Origin of the sequence: Lachnoclostridium sp. An131, from assembly GCF_002160825.1 — a bacterium.
GTDB lineage: Bacteria > Bacillota > Clostridia > Lachnospirales > Lachnospiraceae > Laedolimicola.
Window position 1 is genome coordinate 25,939 of record NZ_NFLI01000017.1, and the last position, 25,132, is coordinate 51,070.

Consider the following 25,132-nt stretch of genomic DNA (forward strand, 5'->3'; position numbering starts at 1 on the left):
CCGCCTGGCTTCTTGGCCCGCCCGGTCTGCAATTCCCAAAAACACAAATATCCACAGGCGTTCATCTGTGGATAACGGTATTCCGCAAATTATCTGCAAAGGGTACAGAAACTGCGTCTTTATTTAATTTGTTTCCTGCTTCATACCCGCGATTTGCGCATCCGTCACCCCTGTGTCTCTATTTTCTATTATTATTTTAACACAGGGGCCCGGGTATCCGCAATACAAATCTTTCCGGCGTTTAGCCGGCGTTTTCCGCGCCGCAGGCCGCGGCGCGGGAGGCTTTGGAATGAATAGGGACTAGAAAAGCTCTTATTTCTCCAGGGCTGCATAAGCCTCATCGTCCACAGCTTCCAGCCACTCGTTGGAGGTCTCCTCGCCCGGAACCTCTACAGCCAGATGGCTGAACCAGCTTCCGGCCTTTGCGCCGTGCCAGTGCTTTACTTCCGCAGGGATTGTTACCACGTCGCCCGGCTTCAGGCTCCGGGCCGGCTTGCCCTCTTCCTGATACCAGCCTTCTCCGTCTACGCAGACCAGAATCTGGCCGCCGCCCTTCCTGGCATGATGGATGTGCCAGTTATTCCGGCAGCCCGGCTCAAAGGTTACGTTCGCAATAAATACCGTCTTAGAACCGTCTGTGAGAGGCTTGAGATAGCTCTGTCCGATGAAATACCGGGCAAACGCGGTATTCGGCTCGCCAAGTCCGAAGAAGCCGCCATGCTCTTCGGCTTCGCCGTCCTCTGCATAGACCTCTTTTGCCATGCGGAAGGCTCCCCAGGCGTTGGGCCAGCCTGCATAAAAGGCCACATGGGTCAGAAGCTCCGCCATTTCCGTGCGGGTCACGCCATTCTTCTTTGCCGTCGTCAGGTGGGCCTGCAGAGAGGAATCCACGATTCCCTTGCTGACAAGAGCCGTCACGGTAAGCATGGATCTTGTTTTCAGCGGAAGGATATTCTCTCTGGACCATACCTCGCCGAATAATACATCATCATTTAACTCTGCAAATTTGGGAGCAAACTCTCCCAGGACATCTCTGCCCGCTGTCTGTTTTACCATAATCGTTCTCCTCCTGTCATTTCTCTCTTACTTATTTGCAATATTATATCAACTGTCCCGGAATAAACCCGCGGCTTAGTTTTACAGCAGCGCCTCACAGACCTTCTCCAGGTTCTCCCGAATCTTGATATGCTGCGGGCATGCCTCTTCACATTTTCCGCACTTCACGCACTGATCCGCGTGGTTCTTTCCATGCCCGCCTACCAGCCATTCCTCCTGATGCTTTGCAAAGGCCTTATCTTTGTAAAGTGTCAGCAGATTCATCGCGGTAAAGGAACCGGAAATACCGATATTCTTCGGACAGACCTTCGCGCAGTAATTGCAGGTCGTGCAGGGAATCAGCGGAATCTTCTTTAATTCCTCCTGCGCTTTCGCAATGACAGCCTGCTGCTCCCCGTTCAGGCCCTGGAAGCCCTTCATGTAGGAAAGGTTATCCTTCATCTGCTCTACGCTGCTCATGCCGGAAAGCACCGTGATCACACCATCCAGGCTTGCGGCAAACCGTACTGCCCAGGAAGCCACCGAGGAATCCGGCTCTGCGTTCTTCAATACCTCCGCCACAGATTCCGGCGGATTTGCCAGCATGCCGCCCTTGATGGGCTCCATAATAATCACAGGCTTGCCGTGCTTTCTGGCCACCTCATAGCAGGCTCTCGACTGTACTGCCGGATTCTCCCAGTCCGCGTAGTTAATCTGAAGCTGGACAAATTCCATTTCCGGATGCTGATTCAAAACCTCATCCAGCGCTTCTGGCGTAGAGTGAAAGGAAAAGCCGATATGCTTAATCAGTCCCTCCTTTTTCTTCTCCTGCACCCAGCTCCACATATCAAAATCATCAAAATACTTCGTTCTTCCCTCACCGATATTATGCAGCAGGTAGAAGTCAAAATAGCCCGCTCCCGTCTGCTTCAGGGATGTGTCAAACTGGGCGACAGCCTCCTCTCTTGTCTTGCAGCCTATCCATGCCGCGTTCTTGGTCGCGAGCTGGAAGCGCTCACGTGGATAACGCTCTACCAGAGCCTGCCGGATGGCGTCCTCGCTCCCGGCGTAGGCCCAGGCCGTATCAAAATACGTGAAGCCCGCCTCCAGAAACAGATCTACCATCTCCTTTGTCTGCTCCACATCAATCACGCCGTCCTTCTGGGGAAGGCGCATCAGGCCGAAGCCAAGCTTTCCGATTGATTCACCTAAATATGCCATGTTCTGTGTCCTCCTTTTCCATTCTTATTCTGTATTCCAAAAACTCAAATCCACTTTTCCAGTTCTTTTCCACACTGCTCCGCGCTGCCGCCCCGAATGGCGATTCCCTGTTCCACCTTCGCGCCCGGACATGCCTTCCGGATATCCTCCAGGCTGTTTCCAAAGCCGCTGCCCTCATGCGTACAGAAGGGCCGGATGGTCTTTCCCGAAAAATCAAAATGCTCCAGAAACGTAAAGACCGCCATCGGCATCGTCCCCCAGTAATTGGGATAGCCCAGATAAATCGTATCATACCCGCTGATGCTGTCCGGATAGGCTTTCAGCTCCGGACGGGCGCTGCGCCTCTGATCCTCCTGCGCCTGGGCAATACACTCGTTGTAATCCTTTGCATAGGGCTGTACCGGCTCAATCTGAAACAGTTCCGCCCCAGTCAGCTTCTGCAGGATCGAAGCCACGGTCTCCGTGTTTCCCCTGTTCAGCACTTTGATCAGCCCATTTACGTAGTTTTCATCCCTGCGTGAAAAAAAAGCAATCAGTTCCGCCACAAATCTTCCTCTCACTTTCCTGTCCCGGCGCCTGCGCGCAGGAACCTTTTTATACTTCCAATGCTGTGGTTTTATTATAAACGCTCCTTTCTTGACGCGGAATCTCCAATATGTTATCGTTGTATTAACATATAGTTTATACTTATCGAGAACATAAACTGCATAATCACAGACTGCAGACGCATAAAACACCCGCAGTCCAAAACTTCCCCACCATTTAAACGAATCAGGAGGCATCTATGTACAATCACCTGCTTGATACCTTTATCGCCGTAGCCGACTGCGGCAGCTTTACCAAAGCCGCAGGAAAGCTCTTCATTTCTCCCACCGCCGTCATGAAACAGATGAATGCGCTGGAAGCAGAGCTGGACCTGAAGCTCACCGAACGCACTCCCTCCGGCATCCGTCTGACAAAAGCCGGAGCTGTCATTTATCAGGACGCCCGTTTTCTCATGGATTATTCCCGGAAATCCCTGGCCAGTGCCAGGGCGGCGCTCCTCGCGGAGGAACATACCTTCTGCGTGGGGACATCCCTTTTGAATCCGGCCAAGCCCTTTATGGATCTATGGTACCGGGTAAACAAAGATTTTCCCGATTACAAGCTGCATCTCGTTTCCTTCGAGGACGACCACAACGGTATCCTGTCGGAAATCGAAAAGCTGGGAGAAAAATTTGATTTTCTGATCGGTGTCTGTGATTCCAGAGCCTGGCTTTCCCGCTGCAATTTTCTTCCTCTCGGTATGTACCGGAAGATGATTGCTGTGCCCAGAGAGCACCGCCTGGCCGGGAAGAAGCGCCTGAAGCTGGAAGATCTGTATGGGGAGACCCTGATGATGGTGAAACGGGGCGATTCCGGCCACAACGATTTTCTCCGTCATGAGCTTGAGACCCGCCACCCGGAGATCCGGATTGAGGATACGCCATCCTTTTACGACCTGTCGGTCTTTAACCGCTGCGCCGAAACCGGAAACGTACTGCTGACCATCGAGTGCTGGCAGGAGGTACACCCCGGCCTTGTGACCCTTCCTGTCGACTGGGAATATGAGATTCCCTACGGGCTGCTTTACAGCCTGAACGCGCCGGAAGATGTGCTTCGGTTTGTGAAAACCGTAGGAGAGCTGAATCCGCAGCCATAGAGCCTGCCCTTATACCAGCAGGTTTACAATCAGTCCTGTCACAAAGGAATATACCATCACAAAAGCCAGGTACAGCAGAAAATGCCGGAGACCCAGCACGATTTTAAGGGCTCCAAGGTTCGTAATCTTCGTGGAAGGGCCGGTAATCATAAAGGCTCCCGCGCTTCCCATGCTCATGCCGTCCAGAAGCCAGGACTGCAGAAGCGGAATCGTACCTCCGCCGCAGGCATAAAGGGGAACGCCGATCGTAGCTGCCATCAGCACACCGAAGGCTTCATTTCCGCCAAACAGATCTGTCATCAGATCCTGCGGCACATACCGCTGAAACAGCGCAGACAGGAGAATTCCCAACAGAAAATAGGGCCCTGTAATCCGTATATTCCGGCCGATATTCCGGAGCAGCCGGACAAACGGATTGGGATGCGTATCATGGCTCTGCCCCTCCTCAAAGCCTGAGAAATTGAAAAAGGGCTTTCCTCTGCCTGCCAGACGGATCAGAAGGCCCGCGGCGATTCCGCAGAAAAAACAGGATACGATCCGCACTGTCAGAGCCACCGGCCCAAGGGCCGTGCTGTATACAATCAGCTGCGGATTGAGCAGGATAGAACACCGCAGCCCTTTGCTGCGGCTCCTCTCCTGTCATCGGATAACCATTTTACAAATCAGGTTTCCAGCGCCCAGTTCTGGCTTTCCATCTGAAGCCGTACCATATGAGCATACACCCCGCCTTTCTCGTACAGCTCTTCCGGCTTTCCCTGCTCTGCCACTCTGCCCTCAGACAGCACCACGATCTTATCCGCGCCTGTCACAGTGCGCATCCGGTGGGCAATGATTAAAACTGTCTTATCCTTTACCAGCCGGGAAATCGCCTCCTGAACCGCCGTCTCGTTCTCCACATCCAGCGATGCGGTGGCCTCATCAAGCAGAATCACCGGCGCATCCTTCAGAAGCGCTCTGGCAATGGAAATACGCTGACGCTCGCCGCCCGAAAGCGTAGAGCCGTTTTCTCCTACCATGGTCTGGTATCCTTCCGGCAGCTCCCGGACGAACTCGTCGCAGTGCGCCGCCTTTGCCGCCGCGTAGACCTCCTCGTCTGTGGCGCCCCTGCGTCCCAGGCGGATGTTTTCAAGAATCGTATCCCGGAACAGCACTACGTCCTGGAAAACAAACGAATAATGCTTCATCAGAGCCTCCGGATCTATCCCTGAAATATCGACGCCTCCCAGCGTAATCCTTCCCCCCTGAATGTCCCAGAAGCGGGCCGCCAGCTTGCAGGCTGTGGACTTGCCTCCGCCTGAGGGGCCGACAAGAGCCGTGACCTCGCCCTGCTTCGCCGTAAAAGATACGTCATCCAGCACTCCTTCCTTTTCCCGGTAAGCAAATTTTACATGATGGAACGTAATATCATAATTATCCGGCTCGCATTCCTCTGCTCCGGTCTGGACAGGCTGCTCCAGAATCGCGCGCATCCGGTTGATCTGAAGCTTGGCGTTGAAGGTCGCCGCAATATTCTGCAGCACCAGCCCCAGCGGATCGTACAGCCGCGCCGCCGCAAACAGGAAGCCCAGAAAATACAGGAAGGAAAGCTCTCCCTTTATCAGAAGCCCTGCTCCGGTCAGCACGGTTGTGGCAAGCCCTGCCTTTAAGAACGCCTGCGCCGAGCACACAAAGACTCCGGTAGCCAGCTCAGAGCGGATCGCGCACCGCTCCGCATGTGCAAGCCGCGCGTCCAGCTCATTCAGGTATTCCTTCTGACGGCTGCAGGCCTTAATATCACGGATCGTCTCCAGGCACTCCTGAATATTATCCGTGACTGCCCTTTTCGCCAGAATGTTCCTCGTACCGCAGATATCCTGAAGCTTTCTGGAGCCCGCCGTCAAAAGCACCGCCAAAGGAAATACCCAGAGCACCGCCAGAGCCATTCTCCAGTGAATGGCAAACATCCAGATTCCAATCACCAGCGTGGAGCATATGGACGCAAAAAGCTGCGGAATATAGTGGGAAAACATCTGATCCAGACTTGAGCAGTCCGCGATCATCGTAGCTGTCAGATCGCTCAGATCCCGGTTCCCGAAAAAGCTTAAAGGCAGCCGGCGCAGGGTTTCTGCAAGGCCGATCCTTCTGGCCGCGCTCTCCTGATAGGTGGCCAGGTACAAAGACGCATACTGGAAATAATGGAGAACGAACAGAACAGCCAGCACCAGAATGGCCGCCCCGGTATATAGCAGCAGACCATCCGCAGGGCTTCCTCCCTCCTCCAGCGTGTTCAGCAGATACTGAATCACAGCCATCACCACGCCGATCGGAAGCATCAGGCTGATATTGCAGAAAAAGCACCATATGACAGCCTTTACAAAATCCTTCGCCCCCTTTTTGCTGAGAGCAAATATGTGCTGAAGCATTCGAATCATCTATACTCCTCCTCTCCCACAGGCATGCCGCCTGGTTCACGGACTGCCTCTGAGCCTCGCTCTACCTTCCAGGCCGCCGCCTTCTGGTAATCCTTCCACATTTCAGCATACAGGCCGCCGGCAGATAAAAGCTCCTCATGGCTTCCCTGCTCTCTCACAGCTCCTTTGTCAATCACAAGAATCTTGTCTGCATGCTGTACCGTAGAAAGCCTGTGGGCAATCATCAGCACCGTTTTTCCCCTGATCAGCTCGCCAAACGCCTTCTGGATCAGCGCCTCATTCTCAGGGTCTGCGAATGCGGTAGCCTCATCGAGGACTACGATAGGAGCATCCTTCAGGATTGCCCTTGCAAGAGCAATCCGCTGCGCCTCCCCGCCGGACAGGTAGACGCCCTTTGTTCCCACCACAGTATTAAGGCCGTCGGGCAGCTTTGCAAGAATGTAATCACACTGGGCGGCGTGAGCCGCCGCCTTCACCTCCTCCACTGTCGCAGCAGGGCGGGACATTCGGATATTTTCCAGAAGGCTGACCTTGAAAAGCTTCGTATCCTGGAATACAAAGGCCACATGTCTCATCAGCTCCTGGCTGTCCATATCCCGCACGTTCACGCCGCCGATCTGCACATGGCCGCTTCCCACATCCCAGAACCGGGGAATCAGGGAAGCCGCCGTAGACTTTCCGCCGCCGGAAGGTCCGACCAACCCGGTCACTGTTCCTTCCTTTACAGTAAAGCTCACATCATTCAGGGCAGGGCGCTCCGTACCGGGATACTGGAAGGTCACATGCTCAAAGCTGACCGTCTCATTTTCCGGCTTTTTCGGATTCTTCGTCTCTTCCAGGGGCTTCTGCTCCAGAACCTGGTCGAGCTTCATCATCGCCTCGTTAGCCTCCATAACAGACTCGGAAGCGTACATAATCCGGTTGATCATACCGCCGCAGGCAGGAGCAAACAGGGCATAAAAGATAAAATCAGCCAGTACATCCCAGCCGTCCCCTCCGGAAGCCAGAAGAAGCGCCGCCGGTACCAGAAGAGCAAAGCCGCCGTTGATGCAGGTGAGAAACGCCGTCTGCCCCTTCCTGCAGCTCATGGCATACTGGCTTGCCAGATCGCTGTAGGACTGGATCGCCGCGTAAAAGGCCTTAAAGGAGTAAACCGTCTGCTGAAAGACCTTGACCACCGGAATTCCCCGGACATACTCCACGGCTTCCGCGCTCATCTTCTCAATTTCCCGCTGGTAGCGGTGGAAAAAGCCTGCATTCTTCCCTCCCATCATGCTCGCCATGCACACAAAGGCCAGAACCATGGTCAGAAGGCATAGAAGTCCCATTCTCCAGTCAAAGGTGAACAGCAGGACGACCGCCGCTATGGGCGTCACCACCGCAGCCGTCAGATCCGGCAGCTTATGCGCCAGCAGGTCTTCTGTCAGCGCCGCATTGTCATCAATAATCTTCCGGAGTCTTCCCGACTGGTCTACCGCAAAGAAGCCAAGGGGCAGTTCCAGAATATGAGCCACGCCTGTATGGCGCATATTCCGGGCCGTGCGGAAGGCTGCGATGTGCGTGCACATCAGCGCCGCGAAATACACCAGGATATTGCTGACGGCAAACCACACCGCAGTCCAGCCCCACCGGACAATACCTGAAGCTTCTGACACGTCCGGATATACGGCCAGCGCCTCTCTCGCAGCCAGCCAGACGCACACGTAGGGAACGAGCCCCAGAACCGCTGCGATTCCGGAAAGGACACAGCCCAGAAATGTGAGCTTTTTATGTCCTCCGGCAAACGCCAGCAGCCTTGATAGATTTGATTGCTTTTTCAAATCCAACCCTCCTTATAATTAGTTTTGACTAACTTATATCTAAAAATTACAGGGCATCACTGCCCCATAATTTTCATCCAGCCCGCGGTATAGAACTCCCGCAGTTCATCCAGATACTGCTCTGCTTCCTCAAGCGGCATCTCGTGTATGATCAATTCAAGGAACGCATTAAACATGCCTGTAATCAAAATATGCTCAAGTCTGGGATCTACCGGCTTTGAGGGAATTCCCAGCTTTTCCAGCACTGCCTGATAAGCATGGGTGGCTTTCGTCTCGACCTCTACCATCTCATCGATCATTCCCGCAAACCGCGTCCCTTCCGCACAGCCAAGAAGCAGCTTCATCTCCTCCAGATTCTCATAGGCATAACGGAGCATCTCATACATACATTCCCCGCTGGTCTTTCCCATATGCTTTGGCTGTTCCTCGGGCGGCAGAGCCGCAAATTCCTCCTGGGCTTTTAAAAACAGCCCCATAAAGGTCCGGTACTGCTCCCCCGCCAGCGCCTCAAACAGCTCTTCCTTGCTGTCATAGTACCCATAGAAGGCGCCCGTCGTCACACCGGCAGTCTTTACAATATTCCGGAGAGACGCCGCCTGAAATCCCTTCTCGAGAAATTCCCTTTTCGCAGCGGCGTGGATCAGTTCCAATGTCGTCTGAGCCGTTTTCTGCATCTGGCTCCTCCTTCTTTTCCGCGCTGTATAGCATTGTTATATAGCACTGTTACATTATACTTTCTTGCAAACCATCTGTCAAGCTTCCGGCAAAATTTTCTTTCTGTCTCTTGTTCTTTTTTCCTTCTGCGTCTATAATGTTACTGCGCGTCTGCCGGAAGCACAGGGCAGAAAGCAAAAGAGAAAGAGGTGTGTGACATGCAGTATACCGTTCCCCATTACTGGAATAAATTTCAATGCACCGGAGGCTCTTGTCCGGATACCTGCTGCGCCGGATGGCAGATCCAGATTGATCCGGCTTCCCTGAAAAAATACCGGAACCAAAAGGGTCCCCTGGGGAGCCGCCTGCACAACGAGATCAACTGGAAAGAGGCTTGCTTCCGGCAGTACCATGGCCGCTGTGCCTTCTTAAATGAAGAAAATCTCTGTGATCTGTACCTGGAGGGCGGCGGAAAGAAGGCTTTCTGCCGGACATGCAGGACTTATCCCCGCCATATCGAAGAGTTCGAAGGTCTCAGGGAAATGTCCCTGTCTCTCTCCTGTCCCGCAGCCGCAAAGCTGATTCTGGAATGCCGCGAGCCTGTCCGCTTTCTCCATGGGGAAAACGACAGGACAGAAAATTATTCGGAGTTTGACTTTTTCCTGTTCACCAAGCTGATGGACGTCCGCAGCCTGATATTCCGGATTCTTCAGGAACGGGAACGCCCTCTCCGCCTGCGGCTGGCTCTGGTTCTGGCCCTGACCCATGATTTTCAGCTTCTGATCCGGCGCGGACGGCTTTTTGAAACAGAAGCTCTGTTAAAGCGCTGCAGTTCACCGGAAATCTGGGAAGAGACAGAGCAGAAGCTGTGCCTGCGGCTGAACAGCGCGAAAGTCTCCGGATCCTCTCTGGCGTCACAGGCGCTCCGCCGTCTCTTCTCCAGTTTGGAACAGATGGAGGTTCTGCGTCGGGACTGGCGGCAATACCGCAAAAAAGCTGAAAAAACTCTGATGCAGGAGACCTCTCCTTCGCCGGAACAGCTCGCACCTTTTCAGGCTCTGTTTTCCGAGACAGTCACCGAGCAGCTGATGATCTATTTTCTCTTTACCTATTTTGCCGGCGCCGTCTATGATGGAGATGCCTGGGGAAAGATGAAATTTTCCTTTGCTTCCATGGTTATGATTCGCGAGCTTTTCCGTGCCGAATGTCTGCAGGACCCTGATATCGTCACTGCAGAGACCCTTCAGAAAACTGCCTGGCGATTTGCGCGGGAGCTGGAGCATTCCGATCAGAACAGAAATCTGCTGGAACAGAAATTAAAACAGGAACGCCTGTTTTCTCTGACGTCCCTGTTTTCCCTGCTTCCTTAAGATCGCTTTCTCAGATTCCTGCCCTTGCTTCTTAAGCTTTTGCCCCTGCGTCTTTGCTGCGGACGGTCACTTTCTTTTTTCACCTTTCAGGATCCCGATATTGTGCTTTGCGTACAGGATCAGAGATATGACGATCATCAGGGAGCAGGCCCCAATCATCAGATCCGATACCAGCACCGGAACCTCATACCAGAACACATGAACAATCATGGCTGCATAAAGCAGCACAGTCGCCGCCTTTCCGTGCCAGTCTGCCCCGAACACGCTTCCTGTTTTGCGGATAATCATAATTCCCGAGATTCCCATGAAGCCTTCCTTCACAATCATCAGCACAAGAGGAAGTATCATCAGCGGAAACCGGGTGCACAGACAGAACAGCATGGCTGCCTGGGTCAGCTTGTCGGCAACCGGATCAAGCACCTTTCCCAGATCGCTGATCATATGGAAATGCCGCGCGATAAAACCGTCCGCCAGATCGGTCGCCCCGGACAGAATCAGGACAATTCCCGCCCACAGATAATTTTTCTCCCCAATATACAGCCAGATGATCACCGGGATCAGGCAGAGACGGAAAAAAGACAGAATATTGGGGATCGTAACGATTTTCTTCTGAGTACTGTTCGTGTTGTTTGTTTCAGGATGCATCAGTTTTCTCCTTTGGTTTCTCCTTTATCGTAATCCTTTGCCAGCTGTCCGCCGCATCATACATGCCTGTGGCCCGGCAGTCTCAGTATTTCCAGCCGCCTGAGAATCCCGGCTTCATCCTTCCTCCTTCAGAGAGCCCCTATAAAATCAGATACCCCGCAGCACATACTGCAGGGTATCTGGTTTTCCATCATACAGCTTCGGCTGTCTTACATAATCGGATCCAGTCCAAGTACCGGATGGTTCTTCTCGGTCAGGAATGCCATCAGTGCCTCTTCATCGGTCGCAATGGTCTCATCCGCGATCATATCTGTGAAGTTGTCGATGCCATATTTCTCCTTGGCCGCCTTGTTCAGTCTCTCAGCCACATCGTCCTTCAGCTCCTTGGGCATCCATACGATACGCTCAAAGCCGCCCTCAGCGCTCATGAACTTCTTGGAGGCAATGAAATGACGTCCATGTCCCATGAAGCCCGGTGTCTGCACGCCGCCGCCTGTCATGCTGGCCAGCTCTCCGAAGGTCATTCCGAGAGGAGTCATGCCTGCATACTCACGGTTCGCGATGATAACGCCGTTGGAGAAGGGCTCGATGCCGCAGATACATTCGAAGCATCCGCAGGAGGTCATCGGGTCTTCCATGATGGAGTACAGGGTTACACGGGACAGAGCGCCGTGGGTCGCCTCTTCCACCATACGGTTTACATCCGGGTAGATACCCTTTACTTCATCCTCGCAGCCTTCCTTGGAAATCGGCTGGCAGGGGCCTTCCGGATTCAGCTCCTTGGTCGCCTTGGCATCCAGCCAGGATACGGCGCCGCAGAGTCCCAGACGCTCCGGAGTCACCACGCAGCAGTGAGACGGAGCGAAGGACTGGCAGAGCGTACAGGTATAGAACTTGTCTACACTCTCGTCAGTCAGAGTCTCCAGACGCTCGTCTCTTGCAGCGTAAGCCGGCATAGCCTTCGTCTCCAGAATCTCCTGTACCTTCTCGGTATCTGTTACAATTTCGATCTCACATTTATCTACAACGATATCGAACTCGTCCATGATCATCACATAGAGAACCTCTGCGAAATCTTTCAGACGGAGTCCCTTTTCATAAGCGTCCTTGCTGACACGGACACGAATCTGGTTTCTCTGTCCGGTGTGCATTACGCCTTCCATGTAGTTGTACCATGCATGGATCTTACGCTCGATAACCGGCTCAAAATCGGACTGCATCTTCGCTCCCGCTACCTTGATATAGGTCGCCAGCGCAAAGGTCTGTCCCTGCTCCAGCTCGTCCAGATCCTTTCCAACAATCGTAATCTTATGATCCTCGATCTCGTCTGCGGAAACGGTCTCTACCAGCTCACAGGTGGGTGCCTTATGGGAGCTGAACTCTACCTGCATATCGCCTCTACGGATCACCTCGCCCTCAAATGCGGAAGCGAAGGCTACCGGAATCGCAATCTCCGTTACCTTAATCTTGATATTACGCAGCTCCAGTGATTTCTTTACCGTCATGGAATGATCGGTCACAGACTCCAGTGCGCCCGGAACCTGGTTCTCTCCCAGATCCACGTCTACAACAACCGGGAAGCCAAGGGCGATAGCGCCTGCTCCTGCGGAAACTACGACCTCGTTCAGAGCGCCGAAGGTATTTACAAAGGCAGGAACCCTTTCCTTCGTGTACTTCAGAAGTCCCGGCAGATCGCCCGGCGTCTGATTGCCGAAGATCAGGGCTGCACGGACAGCTACGGTCACTACATGGATGACAGAGGTTACGTCATGTCCCAGCGGAATTACACGGAAATCCAGACCCAGCTTTACGCCGCCTTCTGCACACTGCTCAATGACATCGCCTACCATAAAGGTCATGATACCCTTGCTCTGGTAATCCTTTACTACGTTTACCACATCCTCGGCATTGTCAGCCTTGCCAAGCACTACGGCTACGCCCGGGATATCACCTGTTACCAGCGGTACGCCCAGAGAACGGATGATCGGGTCCGGCACAAAGCCGATTCCGCTTTCATCAGCATAGGGATCTGCATTGTCCACATACTTCAGAGCTTCCAGAATCTCTGCTCCCACTGCTGTGGCAAGTCCTGCGTTCAGAGCCTCTCCCAAATCCTCTTTGTTGGTAATCAGGCTCTTCAGAACGCCCACGCATGCGGGCAGATCGCCAAGCTTCGTCACCTTAACGCCCGTCGCCGCGTAAATCGTCGGCAGGAAATACGCCGTATCCGGCATCGCTACCTTTTTGTCTTCTCCGTATTTCGCAATCGCTTCGTTCACAGCGTTTTCTGTGAGTCCTGCCACTGCATTGGAGCCGCCGTAAATCAAATCAGTTAACACGCTCATAGTCAGGTCCTCCTTGGATTTTTATCCTTATTGTCTAAATTTTATCACTCGTGTACAAGGAAGTCAATAACCCCGGCAGGGGGTTTTGTAAAAAACGCACAAACGCGACAGACGGATTCAGGGCATACAAAAACGCCCTGTTCCGTGAACCGGGCCTTGAAAGCCTTTGCTCTCGGAAAGGGCGTTATTGATTTATGGATGATTCTGCACTGCTGTTATTCTGCAGATTAGATCTCCAGATAAGAGTCTGCGTACAGGTTGTTGTTCTTGATGATATCACAGGACTTGATGGTCTCCATCAGACGCAGATCGCAGGGATTTACGATAGCGGAGGTCAGTCCGTTCATCATAGCCATAGCTACCATTGCGGAGTCCATGATCGGACGGATGTGCTTCGGCATTCCGTTGGAGTTGTTGGAAAGTCCGCCTGTGCTCTGCATGCCCATATCGGAGATCATCTTGATGAACTCCAGAACCTGCATCTGCTTGTCCTGCATTCCCTTGATAACCAGGAACAGCGGGTCAAACCACATATCCTCTTCTACGTTCATGCCATGCTCCATACCACGCTCCATCATGGTCTGCATGTACATCATACGCTCGTCGTTGTCCTTGGCGATTCCTTCGCCGTTGCAGAGAGCGATTACGATCGCGTCGTTGGCAGCTGCCAGATCGATGTACTCGATTCTTCCTGCAGCGTCAGCGGAGTTTACGATCGGTTTTCCCTTGGAACGGTTGTAAACAGAGATACCAGCCTCGATAGCTGCCTTGTTGGAGGTATCCAGAGCCAGCGGAACATTGTCGAAGTTGCTCTGCAGCAGCTCAACAGCCCACTTCATCAGCTCCGGTCCGTCATTCTCTGCCGGTCCGATGTTTACATCCAGATAGGTAGCGCCTGCGTCAAGCTGCTCCTTTGCTCTTTTCAGGATCGGCTCCGGATCTCTTCCGGAAAATGCACGGTTAATTGCCGGTGCAGTAGTGGAGAGTCTCTCTCCGATTACAATGAATTTTGACATAGTTCTTCTCCTTTATTCTGGCGGAGACAGACTGCCCAGGCGCTTCAGCAGAAATCAGAAAGCTTCAGGCCCGCATGGCTGCTCTGGCAGCCGCCCCGCATATTCACAAAACCTTGGCAGTCTGCTTTAGATCTCGCCGTTTGCCTGCATGTCCTTTAAGAACTTCACAAGCTGTACAGCCTCGTTGGGAGCTACGATTACTTCCCAGCCAGGAAGCTTCGCCTCGATGTCGCCCTTCAGTACGGCTACCTTTCCGGGGATGATCAGCTTTCTGCACTTAACCTTGTCCTCTACGTTCTCCTGAATATACTTGGATACGGAAGTGGAGGAAAGCTTGCCGGCTGCCCATGCAGTCAGTACGGAAAGTCCGCCTGCGTCGCTGATGATCAGGTTGCAGGGAACGCCGGAACGCTCCAGCTCTCCGGATACTACGAAGTAGGTCAGAGCAAAGTCTACAGTGGTCAGACATACGGAATTCTCGTCTCCGCCGTTGATCGAATAGATGCCCGGCTCAACCTTCATGGGCTTCTGCGGGTCGGTGAATACGTTCTGACGCAGACCGTAAAGCGGAAGTGCCTGTGCGTAGCTCATGCCCTCCATTACCACGATGGAGCCGTATTTTACAGTGAACAGGGAAGCCAGGGCTGCCTGCATTCTGGAATCTCCGGCTGCCAGAGCTGCTGCGTTCACGATAGACGGATATCCGAAGGTACGGTTGGTATCCTTCAGAGCCGCGCGGCGGATCTGTACGGTGGTTGCGAAAGCATCCTTGATGGAAGCGGTTCCCACGTTCAGAACCAGGTTCTTGTTGCCCAGCTTCTCAACAGCCGCTACGGTATCGTACAGCTCGCCTATGTCTGCGCCGCGAACACCCAGAACCACGCCAGCCTCTGTAGCCAGCTTGCTCATTGCCTCGTAATTGGAAGCGTCAGCGCCGTCCAGGATCGGCTTCTTGTCCTTACATACATCGAGAGCAGCCTTTGCAGCGTCTACATCTGTACAATCCAGAACGAGGGTCTTGTCCGGAGCTTCGTCCATTACCTTCTTTACGAATGCGGCATAGCCTGCAGCGTCACAGCTTCCGCAGTATGTAAGATACAGCATCTCCACATGCATGCGCTCGCCGATACGGTCATAGTCTACCTTCTTCAGCTCTTCCAGCTTCGCGTCCATATTCTCGTCGCAGCAGGAAATCGCTGTCGCATATCTTGTCTTGCTTACGAAGGTCTTCTCATGACGATACAGAACGGTCTCGCCGCCCAGTGTATATTCAGCCTCGCCTGTTCCTACCTTGATGGTCTTCATAGGCGGTGCGGTTGCCTCAGACAGAGTAGCCAGCGCTTCCTCGGACATATGAGGACACTTGCTGATCTCTACGGCGCCCTGAGCTACCTTCATGGCGAATGCCATACAGGTCGGGCTGCCGCACTCCTTACAGTTTGTCTTCGGTGTTAATTTAAAGATATCCAAGCCTTTCAATGCCATGGTAATTTCTCCTCCTTCCCTCGATTAAACCAGTTCTTTGATTAATTTTGAAATCGTTGCAACCGAGGCCGGATGTTTCAAAATTACTGCATTGGAACCGGATGCAAGCACTGCTGCGGCTGTCTCGATCTCCATGTCGATGCCACGCTCTTCCTGGGAGCCCCACTCCGGCATGTCTGCCTCAGAAGCCATAGCCTCTTTTACATTCCATGCCTCGTCAGCTACCGGGGTGATGATCGGCATCTGAAGCTGTACGTCGCCCTGGGAAAGAGCTGCTGCCTTTACACGGTCCATGGTGGATACCACGTACTCGAAGCCGTATCCGGCTGCCGCGGAGCCTACGTTCATCACTACGTTTGCCGGATCCACGCCCAGCTGTCCGATCAGAACGTTCAGCTGCTTTGCAAGGTTGATATCTACTGCGGACTCAGCGCCTACCTTCTGATTGTAAGCAAGGCCGGCTGCTGCTGCAACACCCTTGTAGTTCTCTTCTCTTGCGGACATGATCAGTACGTTCTTGCCCTGCAGAGCCTCTGCTACCTTTGCGAACAGCTCAGCATCCTTCTCTACATTCTTACATCCTTCAATTACAAGCGGAGCGGTGATGGCGTCGCCTACTTCCTTTGCGATAGCCACACACTCCTCAACGGAACGGTTCTCACCGTTGGGATCTGCGCCTTCGAAACGAAGCACAACGAAATCTGCTCCCGGCATCTCCTCTGCCTTCTTTGCAATCTCTGCAAAGCTTGAAGCGCCTGCGTAGTATTCCTTCACTCCAGCGGGCTCATTCTCCAGGCCCATGTCTGTGATCATAACACCAATCTTCGGCGCATTCTCAATCGGCGCATCGAATGTGTAGAAAGGCATCACATTCTCTCCGCCGAGCTTCACTGCCTTATCTCCGGTTCCGATTTCCACGGTACGGATGGCAGCATTGAACTTTCCTGATTTTCCAGTAAACGGCATTTGTCAATTACCTCCTTATTCTTTAACATGGCCTTACGCACAGACTCCTCTCTGCCTGTGCGCAAAGCCAAATATTATCTAATATTATACTACATCATCGGCTCCATGCCAAGTGCCGGATGTCCTTTTTCTGTCAGGAACTCCAGCAGTGTCTCGGGATCTTCCGCGATGGTTTCGTCACCGATCATGTCAGTGAAGTTTTCGATACCGTAGAGCTCTTTTGCGGTAGCGTTCAGTCTGTCTGCCACCTGCTCCTTCAGGTCCTTGGGCATCCATACGATACGGGCTACTCCGCCCTCTGCCTTCATGAACTTCTTGGAAGAGATGAAGTGCTTTCCATGTCCCATGAAGCCGGGTGTCTGCACTCCGCCGCCTGTCATGGAAGCCAGCTCGGAGAAGGTCATTCCGATAGGTGTCATTCCCGCGTACTCACGGTTTGCGATGCAGACGCCGTTGGAAAGGGGCTCGATTCCGCAGATACACTCGAAGCATCCGCAGGAGGTCATGGGCTTCTCAATCAGGGAGTACAGAGATACGTCTTCCAGAGCGCCCTGGGAGAACTTCTTCACTGCCTCATTTACATCCTCGTACTCACCGATTCTCTCATCGATAACACGCTCTTTTGTGATTACCTGGCAGGGTCCCTGGGGGTCCAGCTCATTGGTAGCCTTCGCGTCAAGCCATGAAACAGCTCCGCAGAGCCCCAGACGCTCCGGAGTAACCACGCAGACGTGGCTCGGGGAGAATGCCTGACACATAATGCAGCTATAGTATACGTCTACACCCTCGTCTGTCAGTGTGGTCAGTCTCTCGTCACGCTTGTCGAACATCGGGATAGCAAGGCTGTGGCGCAGCTCCGTACACTGAGCCGGATCTGTAATGATCTTCACCTGGCACTTATCTACAACGGCCGCGAACTCGCTCTTCACGCGGGCGTAAAGAACCTCGCCGATATGTTTCAGACGGAAGCCTGCCTGATAGGTCTCCTTGCTGATACGGATACGGATCATGTCACGCTGTCCTGTATGCATCATACCTTCCACGCAGTTCAGATAAGAATGGAATTTACGCTCAAATACAGACTCGAAATCGCTCTGCATGGATTTTCCGGCTACCTCTACGATATAGGCAATGCTCTGCTTGCTTCCCTCCGGCATCTCATCGATGTCCGGACCGATCAGCTCAATCTTGTGATCCTCTACCTCAGTAGCGTCCTTGGACAGTACCAGCTCGAAGCAGTCCACACGGGAGCCGTCGAACTCTACCTGCATATCGCCGCGGCGGATGATCTCGCCCTCGAATGCGGAAGCGAAAGCAACCGGAATGTCGATCTTTGTGATTTTCAGCTTGATATCGCGTGCCTCAAGAGAGGTAGCGTTGAACTTGCTTACGTCCTTCTGTACGATCAGGCTCTTCGGTACACGGAAGGTCTCCTCGTTTGTGATTACCGGGAAGCCAAGAGCGATAGCTCCTGCGCCGCAGGCTACGATTACGTCATTCAGCGGAGCAAATGCGTTTACGAATGCCGGTACACGCTCCATGGTGTACTTCATCAGTCCGGCTGCATCGCCCGGCTGGATGTTTCCGAAGATCAGAGCCGCGCGGACTGCTACGGAAACTGCGTGAATCACAGCTGTCACGTCTTTTCCAAGCGGGATTACACGTACATTCGCGCCCATCTTCAGGCCCTTCTCCACACACTGGTCGATGATGCCGCCCACCAGAGTTACCAGGATGCCCTGTCCCTGATAGGATTTTACAAGCTCCACGCCTTCCTCAGCAGTGGGAGCCGCACCCAGGATAACGGCTACGCCCGGGATATCGCCGGTTACCAGCGGCACGCCCAGCTCACGGATCGCTGCGTCCGGAAGATGTCCGGCTTCGGGAGCCGCGTAGGGAGCTGCTCCGTCCATGTATTTCAGGACCTCAATGAACTCTGCGCACAGAGCAGTCGCGATACCGCTCATAAACGCGTCGTGCAATCTCTTCTCTCTTGTCATCAGGCTCTTCACAACCCCGAGAGCTTCCTTCAGTTCTCCAAGGTTTGTCACTTTTGTGCCAGTCACTGCGTAATAGCAGGGAAGGCTGTAAGCAGTATCCGGGAAGGCTACCGCTTTGTCGGCGCCGTTCGCCGCAATCGCGTCATCAATGGCCTTCTCTGTCAGGCCATATACTGCATCATTTCCACTGAAAACTACATCAAATAATGTCACAGTTTTACCTCCATATATACACTGTATATTTTATTTCTCTAAAAGCTCTTTGATCTTTCGGATCTCATCTGTAGCCGTCTTGCTGACATCATAAGGGGATCTTCCCTGACGGTCCGCGTCGATGACTTCGGAATTATAATGAATGAATCCCAGAAGATCCTCTGCCGGAATCCTGGAACGGACAAATTCCTCGTCCTCGGCTCCGCGTACCTTATTGGCAACTACGCGTACCTTTTTGATTCCCAGATCCTGTGCCAGACGCTTTACATTTTTATAGGTCTGGACGCTTCTGGCTCCCGGCTCGATGACCACCACGAACTGCTCCATGCCTTCACAGGTACCCCGTCCCAGATGCTCCAGGCCAGCCTCCATATCCATGATGACCACATCCTGGCTTCTGAGGCTTAGGTAGCTTAAAATCCTCTTCAGCATCACGTGCTCGGGGCAGACACAGCCGCCCCCGCCCGTCTCCACAGTTCCCAGAGTCAGAAGCTTGACCCCGTTGTAAGTCTTGCTGTAGGTATCCGGTATATCATCCACCTTGGGATTCAGCGTGTACATCATGTTGTCGGGTCCGGCTCCGGTCCGCTCCTCAATGAGCTTTCTCATCTTGGAAATCGGAACGATGGAATCCAGAATTTCTTCCGGAAATCCAAGAGCCAGTCCCAGATTGGCATCCGGGTCCACATCCGCCGCCAGCACCGTCTTGCCTTCCTCCGCGTAGAGTCTTGCAAGGGTGGCCGCAAATGTGGTCTTTCCTACTCCGCCTTTTCCTGTAATCGCTATTTTCATGCCAGATACGCTCCCTTACTTACCATTACTTTTACAGATTAAATTCCAAGCGCCGTACGCTTCTCTTCGATTCTCTCGATCATCAGATCTACAAGCTTCTCAATATCCTTCTCTACGGTGTAAGCGGCCTCTACCCACTCGCGGATACCGCTCTTCAGCAGATTGTCTACTTCAGTAGAACCGGATACATAGGGATCTACGCCCAGGAATGTATCAATACCGGTAGCTACTACGTAGTTTCCGATGGAAACAGCCTTCTCGGACATCCACTCAGGCGCGCAGCCTACCAGCGGAAGCTGGGAAATATTCAGTCCGGAATCCTTTGCCAGGTCGGCTGCCAGATTCATCATACGGCTGATATCCACGCAGGAGCCCATATGAAGTACCGGAGGAATATCTGCCAGCTCACATACTCTCTTCAGTCCGTCGCCGCAGAGATCCTTTGCAGCCTTATCCATCAGACCTGCCTTGGCAGCTGCCTGTGCGGAACATCCGGATGCTACAACGATGATATCGTTGGCAATCAGCTTCTTCATCAGATCGATGTGCGCCTGGTCCGGACGAATCTTCGGGTTGTTGCAGCCTACCATAGCTACCGCGCCGCGGATAACGCCGGATGTGATACAGTCAACCAGCGGCTTTGTGGTTCCAAGCTCGTCTACCTGAGAATTGGTTACGCCGTCCAGAACCTTCTTGATAGCCTCCAGAGAGTATCCTACGGTCGCCTTCTGCTTCATATCCGGAATGTGTACCAGCTCCGGCTTTCTGTTCTGGAAGTTCTCAATAGCCATCTTTACAATTGCCTTTGCCTTCTCAGCAGCGCTCTCCACAGTGAAGTGGATGAACTCGGAATCCGGCATCTGCGCAATCTTGGATGTGGTGATAAACTTTGTATGGAAGCACTTGCTTAAAGGTCCAAGTGCCGGGAAGATACACTGTACGTCCACAACAATCGCTTCGCAGGCTCCTGTCAGAACTACGTTCTCCTGCTGCAGGAAGTTGCCGGCCATGGGGATTCCGCGGCGCATCGCAACCTCGTTGGAGGTACAGCAGACACCGGAAACCGTGATTCCCTTTGCGCCGAAGCTCTTTGCGTACGCGATCATCTCCGGATCATCCGCATACTCGCAGATCATCTCAGAAAGACTCGGATCATGTCCGTGTACAACGATATTTACATTCTCTGCTACCATAACGCCCAGGTTTGCCTCAGTCTCAACGGGCTTCGGCGTTCCGAACAGTACGTCTGAGAACTCGGTTCCGCACATAGAGCCGCCCCATCCGTCGCAGAGACCTGCGCGTAAGGACTGACGAATCAGAGCTTCCGGCTTGGAAGAACATCCCATATGCGCCATATGTAAAGAGCAGGATACCTCGCGGTCAATAGCACGGGGAGCAATCTCTGCATTCTCCCAGAGCTCCTGGGTGTGCTTCGGAGCACGGGCAATCCAGCGGGAATATCCGAAAGGCTTTCCATACTCCATCAGAGCCTCGTAAGCAACCTCATGAGCCAGATCGTAGATATCCTTGCCCTCGGTCTCAATGCCCCATTCCTTGGCGATGCGTGTCAGCTTCTCCGGATCCTTTACCTTGTAGCTTCCGTCTGCGGAAGAATGATACAGGGTGTGGCAGATCTCACGGCCATGGTCAGAGTGAGTCGCAGCTCCGCCTGCCGTGAATTTCAGGTAGTTACGTCCAACGATACCGTGCACGTCGCAGCCGCAGATTCCTCTCGGCGCCTTCGGTGTGATGCGGCAGGGTCCCATGGAACAGATTCGGCAGCAGACACCCTGCTCACCAAATTTACAGTGCGGGGTCTGGTTCTTCACACGAAGCTGCCATGAGTCGGCTCCTACCTTTGCTCCTGTCTCCAGAAGTCTGGCTGTTGCGGCTTCAAATTCTTCCACCGTCGTCAATTTAAAATCTCCCATTATAAACCTCCTAGCTTTTTATATTTATATTTATGAAAGATCCAGCTTATCAATAATCTGATACAGGGCCTTCCGCACCGGAGAGTCCTCCGGAAGCTGCACGGTCGGCTTCCCGTCACAGTCAAAATCAAACACCTGTTCATCCTGGGGAACTACTCCAAGCAGTGTAAGTCCCTGCTTTTCGATCTCCTCTTTCGTTCCCTCATTGAGCACTCCGCCCGGAGCCCGGTTCACAATCAGGCCCACCGTCTTCGGCTTCAGTCCGCATTCCGGAATCAGCTTCGCGATGCGGCCCACGGCCTGCACGCCTCTGCGGGAGCAGTCGCTGACCAGAATGATTGTATCCACCGACGGAAGAATTCCGCGGCTGATATGCTCCATGCCTGCTTCATTGTCCACGACAACGTATTTATAATTCTTGGCGTATCTGGCGATCTGCGTCGTCAGAAGCCCGTTTACGAAACAATAGCAGCCCTTTCCCTGGGTATGTCCCATCACAAGCAGATCATAATCATCCTGCTCGGAAAGAGCGTCCCCGAATTTCATCTCCATGTAGTCCTGCTTGGACATACCAGCCGGAATGGGATTCTCTCCCGACACTTCCGCCCGCGCTACCTCTTCCCGAATCTCTCCCAGAGTCTCGGGCGCTTCCACGCCGAGTACCTCATTCAGGTTTGAATTCGCGTCTGCGTCCACCGCAAGGACAGGGCCGTTCTTTTTGCTGCACAGATACTGAATCAGAAGCCCTGTCAGCGTCGTCTTGCCGACGCCGCCTTTTCCGGCTACAGCAATCGTATATGCCATATTCATTTCTCCTGCCTTTTATTTTCCTTTTATTTCCGCAGACGGGAGCAAAGCTCCCGCCTGCATGTCTTTCTTTCTGATAAGTTCCGGTGTCCCGGCCGGTCAGGCGGCCGGACAGTTCAGCTTGACTATGGAATTCGCCAGATCCACGAAGGAAATGCTTCCCTCTACAGTAACCTCCGCTCCCATAATATCAATCAGGCGGACACTGCTGCCCTCCACATAAATCTTGCTGACATTCTTCAGAACAACCTCTTCTGTGTCCTTTACTGTCTTATATACCGTTGCCAAACACATAAATATCTGCCTCCTTTGACTTTCTGCTCATGCTGTCCGGCGTCCGATGTTCTTTCTTTTCCCCTCTGGTACTATTGTACTATTTCACCAGAGAAAGCGCCAGACTCAGATACAGATTTCCCTTATCAAAATTTTCAATGGCCTTCTCAATCTGGACGGCCACGTCTTCTTTTCCGGTCTCCCGGAATTTCTTTGCCACATCAGCCAGCTCAGCCGCGTGATGCTTATTATGGTCAAGCATATAGGAAAGCAGGGCTTCCTGCTCGCTTCCCGGCTTTTTATCCTCACATCCGCCGCAGCTGCCGCAGTGTTCGTGGACATGATCATGGGCATGCTCATGAGCGTGGCCATGGGCATGTCCATGTTCTCCATCTACAATATGCATGATCTTTCCTCCTTGTCGATTTTTCGGATATTATGTTAAATTCCTGTCAAATTTAATTCAATTATACCCCATAGCTTTCATTTAGGCAAGTCGATTTTGTCTGTTTCCACACGGCGGATTGTTTTTATTTTCGTACATTTTCACCCTGTCTGCACACTTTGTGCATTTCCGGAATACAGGCGTGTTTTCCGCATTTTTCCTGTTCTTCGGCCCTGTTTTTTCCTGCATTCTGTAGGAAATTTTCCATGGGCATCATTGACTTTTCCGGCATTTTTTTGTACTCTCAAAGCAGCGCGGTATCGTATGATATTAGATATTGTAAGGAGAACAGTTATGAACGTAAATTTTGAAATCAATGGAAAAACACGGCTGGTCTGCCTGCTGGGAAGCCCCGTCTCCCACAGCGTCTCCCCGGCCATGCACAATGAAGCCTTCCGGCTTCTGAACCTGAATTACGCCTACCTGGCCTTTGATGTAGATGAAGAACATTTTGAACGGGCTGTGGACGGCCTGCTCACCCTGAATGCCGCAGGCTGGAACTGCACCATGCCTTTAAAGCGGCTGATGTATGAGCGGGCCGACAAACTGTCTGACGCGGCGCTCTTAAGCGGCGCCGTCAATACCATTGTCAATCAGGACGGTATTCTCTGGGGAGACAATACGGACGGCTATGGCTTCATGCAGTCCATGGCTGACGCAGGCTTTGAAGCCCGGGGCACCCATATCACCCTTCTGGGCTCAGGCGGAGCCGCGGCCGCGATTCTCGCCCAGGCTGCCTTGGACGGTACAAAATCCATCGATGTCTTTGCCCGAAGCGCAAGCGCTTCCACCCGTTTCATCGAAGAGGAAATCAGACGCATCCACGGGAAATACTCCTGCCGGCTGAATCTTTACGATCTGGCCGATTCCGCCCAGCTCAAAAAGAGCCTGGCGAAAAGCCAGGCTCTCATCAATGCCACCTCTGTGGGGATGGCGCCCAATACGGATGCCTCCCTCGTCACCGATCCCTCCTGGCTGCATCCGGAGCTGACCGTGGGAGATGTGATCTACAATCCCCGGGAGACCCTTCTTTTAAAAACCGCCCGGGAAGCCGGATGCCGTACCTTCAACGGCATGTACATGCTGCTTCACCAGGGCGCAAAGGCTTTCCAGGACTGGACCGGTATGGAAATGCCGGTGGAGGCGGTGCGCAGAAAATACTTCAGCGAGTAAACTCACAGTTCCTTCTTCCGGTAAGCTTCCTTCAGCTTCTGAACCCGCACCAGACTTTTGGCGGAACTCTCCTTTCTCTGCTCAGAGACAGCCAGTACCAGGGCGTCAGCCATTGCGGCTGCCGCGGTCATGGAATGATATTCTTCATCTTCTCCCCGGCAGACATAAAGGCTGATGTCCGCCTTTTGTTCCGGAAGCGCGTACAGCCGGCCGGTGAACAGCAGAGTCCGAAAGCCTGCCTTTTCCGCACAGCTCAAAATGATGCGCCCTTCCTCGGAAAGCTTTCCGAAGCCAAAAGTAATCACCAGATCGCCTTTTCCTGCGTGGGCGATCCCCTCCAGAACCTCTGAGCCTCCGCTGGGAATCAGAGACACGTCAAGGCCCAGACGCCGCAGCCGGAAAAACAGAAGCTGTCCCATGGAAGCGGAAGCGTTTTTCGCGTGAATATAGATATGCCTGGCTTCCCCGACAGCCTTTGCTGCCCGTTCAAACTCTTCCGGGTCTGTATGGGCAAAAGTCTTTTCCAGGCACTCCTGCTGGTGGGCAAACCACTCCTGAAGCTGAAAGCCCCCGTCCTTCATCAGGGTTTCTGCCAGTTTTCTCGCCGCGCCCCGTCCCGTACTTTCCCGGGCAATCCTGCTCTTCAGCTCCTTGAAATCCCCATATCCGATATGGCGCACAAACCGGGAGACCGTGGCCTCGGACATTCCCAGCTCTCCGGCCAGCTGGCCGATGCTCATCAGCAGAAATTCCTCTGTATGATTTTCTATATACTCCAGTATGCGCAGGTCAGACTTCGTATAACTGACCCCTTCCGCGCGGATCGCAACTACCATTCTTCATCCTCTT

22 protein-coding genes are annotated in these 25,132 nt (G+C 53.1%); 3 read left to right on the forward strand and 19 right to left on the reverse strand.

Annotated elements, in window-relative coordinates; all coding sequences use genetic code 11:
- Nucleotides 1-312: 312 nt before the first annotated feature.
- From B5E77_RS13620 to B5E77_RS13630, 3 genes are all read right to left on the reverse strand, one after another.
- Nucleotides 313-1,056 carry a carboxymuconolactone decarboxylase family protein gene (locus tag B5E77_RS13620; protein ID WP_087165900.1) on the reverse strand — a complete coding sequence of 248 codons (744 nt, stop codon included), beginning with the start codon at nucleotides 1,054-1,056 and terminating at the stop codon, nucleotides 313-315.
- An 81-nt stretch (nucleotides 1,057-1,137) separates the two neighbouring features.
- A complete protein-coding gene (locus B5E77_RS13625; RefSeq protein ID WP_087165901.1) occupies nucleotides 1,138-2,256 on the reverse strand; it encodes an aldo/keto reductase in 1,119 nt (372 codons plus the stop codon).
- Between the two features lie 44 nt (nucleotides 2,257-2,300).
- Nucleotides 2,301-2,801, reverse strand: coding sequence for a flavodoxin (locus B5E77_RS13630; protein WP_087165902.1), 501 nt, complete (start codon nucleotides 2,799-2,801; stop codon nucleotides 2,301-2,303).
- 239 nt (nucleotides 2,802-3,040) lie between these two features.
- Between B5E77_RS13630 and B5E77_RS13635 the strand changes: the two genes are divergently transcribed.
- Complete coding sequence (locus B5E77_RS13635) at nucleotides 3,041-3,937, forward strand: LysR family transcriptional regulator (protein WP_087165903.1); 897 nt, start codon at nucleotides 3,041-3,043, stop codon at nucleotides 3,935-3,937.
- A gap of 9 nt (nucleotides 3,938-3,946) precedes the next feature.
- Here the strand turns inward: B5E77_RS13635 and B5E77_RS13640 are convergent, their stop codons facing one another.
- The 4 genes from B5E77_RS13640 to B5E77_RS13655 are packed head-to-tail and all read right to left on the reverse strand — an operon-like array spanning nucleotide 3,947 to nucleotide 8,842.
- Complete coding sequence (locus B5E77_RS13640) at nucleotides 3,947-4,552, reverse strand: permease (protein WP_087165904.1); 606 nt, start codon at nucleotides 4,550-4,552, stop codon at nucleotides 3,947-3,949.
- Nucleotides 4,553-4,599: 47 nt separating this feature from the next.
- Nucleotides 4,600-6,348, reverse strand: a complete 1,749-nt coding sequence (locus B5E77_RS13645; protein ID WP_087165905.1) for an ABC transporter ATP-binding protein — start codon at nucleotides 6,346-6,348, stop codon at nucleotides 4,600-4,602.
- The gene (locus B5E77_RS13650) at nucleotides 6,345-8,174 is read right to left on the reverse strand and encodes an ABC transporter ATP-binding protein (protein ID WP_087165906.1); all 1,830 of its coding nucleotides are present in this window, start codon (nucleotides 8,172-8,174) and stop codon (nucleotides 6,345-6,347) included. Before B5E77_RS13650 ends, B5E77_RS13645 begins: the two co-directional genes overlap by 4 nt.
- A gap of 50 nt (nucleotides 8,175-8,224) precedes the next feature.
- On the reverse strand, nucleotides 8,225-8,842 hold the full coding sequence (locus B5E77_RS13655) for a TetR/AcrR family transcriptional regulator (protein ID WP_087165907.1): 618 nt from the start codon (nucleotides 8,840-8,842) through the stop codon (nucleotides 8,225-8,227).
- Between the two features lie 198 nt (nucleotides 8,843-9,040).
- On the opposite strand from B5E77_RS13655, the gene fliB reads away from it, so the two are divergent.
- A complete protein-coding gene (gene fliB / locus B5E77_RS13660; RefSeq protein ID WP_087165908.1) occupies nucleotides 9,041-10,192 on the forward strand; it encodes a flagellin lysine-N-methylase in 1,152 nt (383 codons plus the stop codon).
- 66 nt (nucleotides 10,193-10,258) lie between these two features.
- Here the strand turns inward: fliB and B5E77_RS13665 are convergent, their stop codons facing one another.
- The 11 genes from B5E77_RS13665 to B5E77_RS13715 form a co-directional block, all read right to left on the reverse strand.
- Nucleotides 10,259-10,837, reverse strand: coding sequence for a CDP-alcohol phosphatidyltransferase family protein (locus B5E77_RS13665; RefSeq protein ID WP_087165909.1), 579 nt, complete (start codon nucleotides 10,835-10,837; stop codon nucleotides 10,259-10,261).
- A gap of 209 nt (nucleotides 10,838-11,046) precedes the next feature.
- On the reverse strand, nucleotides 11,047-13,182 hold the full coding sequence (gene acsB, locus B5E77_RS13670) for an acetyl-CoA decarbonylase/synthase complex subunit alpha/beta (RefSeq protein ID WP_087165910.1): 2,136 nt from the start codon (nucleotides 13,180-13,182) through the stop codon (nucleotides 11,047-11,049).
- Nucleotides 13,183-13,409: 227 nt separating this feature from the next.
- Nucleotides 13,410-14,198, reverse strand: a complete 789-nt coding sequence (acsE, locus tag B5E77_RS13675; RefSeq protein WP_087165911.1) for a carbon monoxide dehydrogenase/acetyl-CoA synthase methytransferase subunit — start codon at nucleotides 14,196-14,198, stop codon at nucleotides 13,410-13,412.
- Between the two features lie 126 nt (nucleotides 14,199-14,324).
- Nucleotides 14,325-15,683 carry an acetyl-CoA decarbonylase/synthase complex subunit gamma gene (acsC, locus tag B5E77_RS13680; RefSeq protein ID WP_087165912.1) on the reverse strand — a complete coding sequence of 453 codons (1,359 nt, stop codon included), beginning with the start codon at nucleotides 15,681-15,683 and terminating at the stop codon, nucleotides 14,325-14,327.
- Between the two features lie 24 nt (nucleotides 15,684-15,707).
- Nucleotides 15,708-16,649 carry an acetyl-CoA decarbonylase/synthase complex subunit delta gene (gene acsD / locus B5E77_RS13685; RefSeq protein WP_087165913.1) on the reverse strand — a complete coding sequence of 314 codons (942 nt, stop codon included), beginning with the start codon at nucleotides 16,647-16,649 and terminating at the stop codon, nucleotides 15,708-15,710.
- A gap of 89 nt (nucleotides 16,650-16,738) precedes the next feature.
- Nucleotides 16,739-18,862, reverse strand: a complete 2,124-nt coding sequence (gene acsB / locus B5E77_RS13690; protein WP_087165914.1) for an acetyl-CoA decarbonylase/synthase complex subunit alpha/beta — start codon at nucleotides 18,860-18,862, stop codon at nucleotides 16,739-16,741.
- Nucleotides 18,863-18,892: 30 nt separating this feature from the next.
- Nucleotides 18,893-19,654 (reverse strand): ATP-binding protein, encoded by a 762-nt coding sequence (locus tag B5E77_RS13695; protein WP_087165915.1) that lies wholly within the window; start codon nucleotides 19,652-19,654, stop codon nucleotides 18,893-18,895.
- 38 nt (nucleotides 19,655-19,692) lie between these two features.
- The gene (gene cooS / locus B5E77_RS13700; RefSeq protein WP_087165916.1) at nucleotides 19,693-21,585 is read right to left on the reverse strand and encodes an anaerobic carbon-monoxide dehydrogenase catalytic subunit; all 1,893 of its coding nucleotides are present in this window, start codon (nucleotides 21,583-21,585) and stop codon (nucleotides 19,693-19,695) included.
- A gap of 30 nt (nucleotides 21,586-21,615) precedes the next feature.
- Entirely contained in the window at nucleotides 21,616-22,389 is a 774-nt protein-coding gene (locus B5E77_RS13705) for an ATP-binding protein (RefSeq protein ID WP_087165917.1), read from the reverse strand.
- 102 nt (nucleotides 22,390-22,491) lie between these two features.
- Entirely contained in the window at nucleotides 22,492-22,686 is a 195-nt protein-coding gene (locus B5E77_RS13710) for a CooT family nickel-binding protein (RefSeq protein ID WP_087165918.1), read from the reverse strand.
- A 79-nt stretch (nucleotides 22,687-22,765) separates the two neighbouring features.
- A complete protein-coding gene (locus B5E77_RS13715; protein WP_087165919.1) occupies nucleotides 22,766-23,071 on the reverse strand; it encodes a hypothetical protein in 306 nt (101 codons plus the stop codon).
- A gap of 333 nt (nucleotides 23,072-23,404) precedes the next feature.
- On the opposite strand from B5E77_RS13715, the gene aroE reads away from it, so the two are divergent.
- A complete protein-coding gene (gene aroE / locus B5E77_RS13720; protein WP_087165920.1) occupies nucleotides 23,405-24,283 on the forward strand; it encodes a shikimate dehydrogenase in 879 nt (292 codons plus the stop codon).
- Between the two features lie 2 nt (nucleotides 24,284-24,285).
- Here the strand turns inward: aroE and B5E77_RS13725 are convergent, their stop codons facing one another.
- Nucleotides 24,286-25,119 (reverse strand): MurR/RpiR family transcriptional regulator, encoded by an 834-nt coding sequence (locus B5E77_RS13725; protein WP_087165921.1) that lies wholly within the window; start codon nucleotides 25,117-25,119, stop codon nucleotides 24,286-24,288.
- Nucleotides 25,120-25,132 lie beyond the last annotated feature (13 nt).

Coding starts and splice junctions, on each gene's coding strand:
- B5E77_RS13695 (WP_087165915.1), bottom strand. CDS start 19,654: ATGAAAATAGCGATTACAGGAAAAGGCGGAGTAGGAAAGACCACATTT.
- B5E77_RS13665 (WP_087165909.1), bottom strand. CDS start 10,837: ATGCATCCTGAAACAAACAACACGAACAGTACTCAGAAGAAAATCGTT.
- fliB (WP_087165908.1), top strand. CDS start 9,041: ATGCAGTATACCGTTCCCCATTACTGGAATAAATTTCAATGCACCGGA.
- cooS (WP_087165916.1), bottom strand. CDS start 21,585: ATGGGAGATTTTAAATTGACGACGGTGGAAGAATTTGAAGCCGCAACA.
- B5E77_RS13625 (WP_087165901.1), bottom strand. CDS start 2,256: ATGGCATATTTAGGTGAATCAATCGGAAAGCTTGGCTTCGGCCTGATG.
- aroE (WP_087165920.1), top strand. CDS start 23,405: ATGAACGTAAATTTTGAAATCAATGGAAAAACACGGCTGGTCTGCCTG.
- B5E77_RS13725 (WP_087165921.1), bottom strand. CDS start 25,119: ATGGTAGTTGCGATCCGCGCGGAAGGGGTCAGTTATACGAAGTCTGAC.
- B5E77_RS13705 (WP_087165917.1), bottom strand. CDS start 22,389: ATGGCATATACGATTGCTGTAGCCGGAAAAGGCGGCGTCGGCAAGACG.
- B5E77_RS13645 (WP_087165905.1), bottom strand. CDS start 6,348: ATGATTCGAATGCTTCAGCACATATTTGCTCTCAGCAAAAAGGGGGCG.
- B5E77_RS13715 (WP_087165919.1), bottom strand. CDS start 23,071: ATGCATATTGTAGATGGAGAACATGGACATGCCCATGGCCACGCTCAT.
- acsB (WP_087165910.1), bottom strand. CDS start 13,182: ATGAGCGTGTTAACTGATTTGATTTACGGCGGCTCCAATGCAGTGGCA.
- B5E77_RS13620 (WP_087165900.1), bottom strand. CDS start 1,056: ATGGTAAAACAGACAGCGGGCAGAGATGTCCTGGGAGAGTTTGCTCCC.
- acsD (WP_087165913.1), bottom strand. CDS start 16,649: ATGCCGTTTACTGGAAAATCAGGAAAGTTCAATGCTGCCATCCGTACC.
- acsC (WP_087165912.1), bottom strand. CDS start 15,683: ATGGCATTGAAAGGCTTGGATATCTTTAAATTAACACCGAAGACAAAC.
- B5E77_RS13710 (WP_087165918.1), bottom strand. CDS start 22,686: ATGTGTTTGGCAACGGTATATAAGACAGTAAAGGACACAGAAGAGGTT.
- acsE (WP_087165911.1), bottom strand. CDS start 14,198: ATGTCAAAATTCATTGTAATCGGAGAGAGACTCTCCACTACTGCACCG.
- B5E77_RS13635 (WP_087165903.1), top strand. CDS start 3,041: ATGTACAATCACCTGCTTGATACCTTTATCGCCGTAGCCGACTGCGGC.
- B5E77_RS13655 (WP_087165907.1), bottom strand. CDS start 8,842: ATGCAGAAAACGGCTCAGACGACATTGGAACTGATCCACGCCGCTGCG.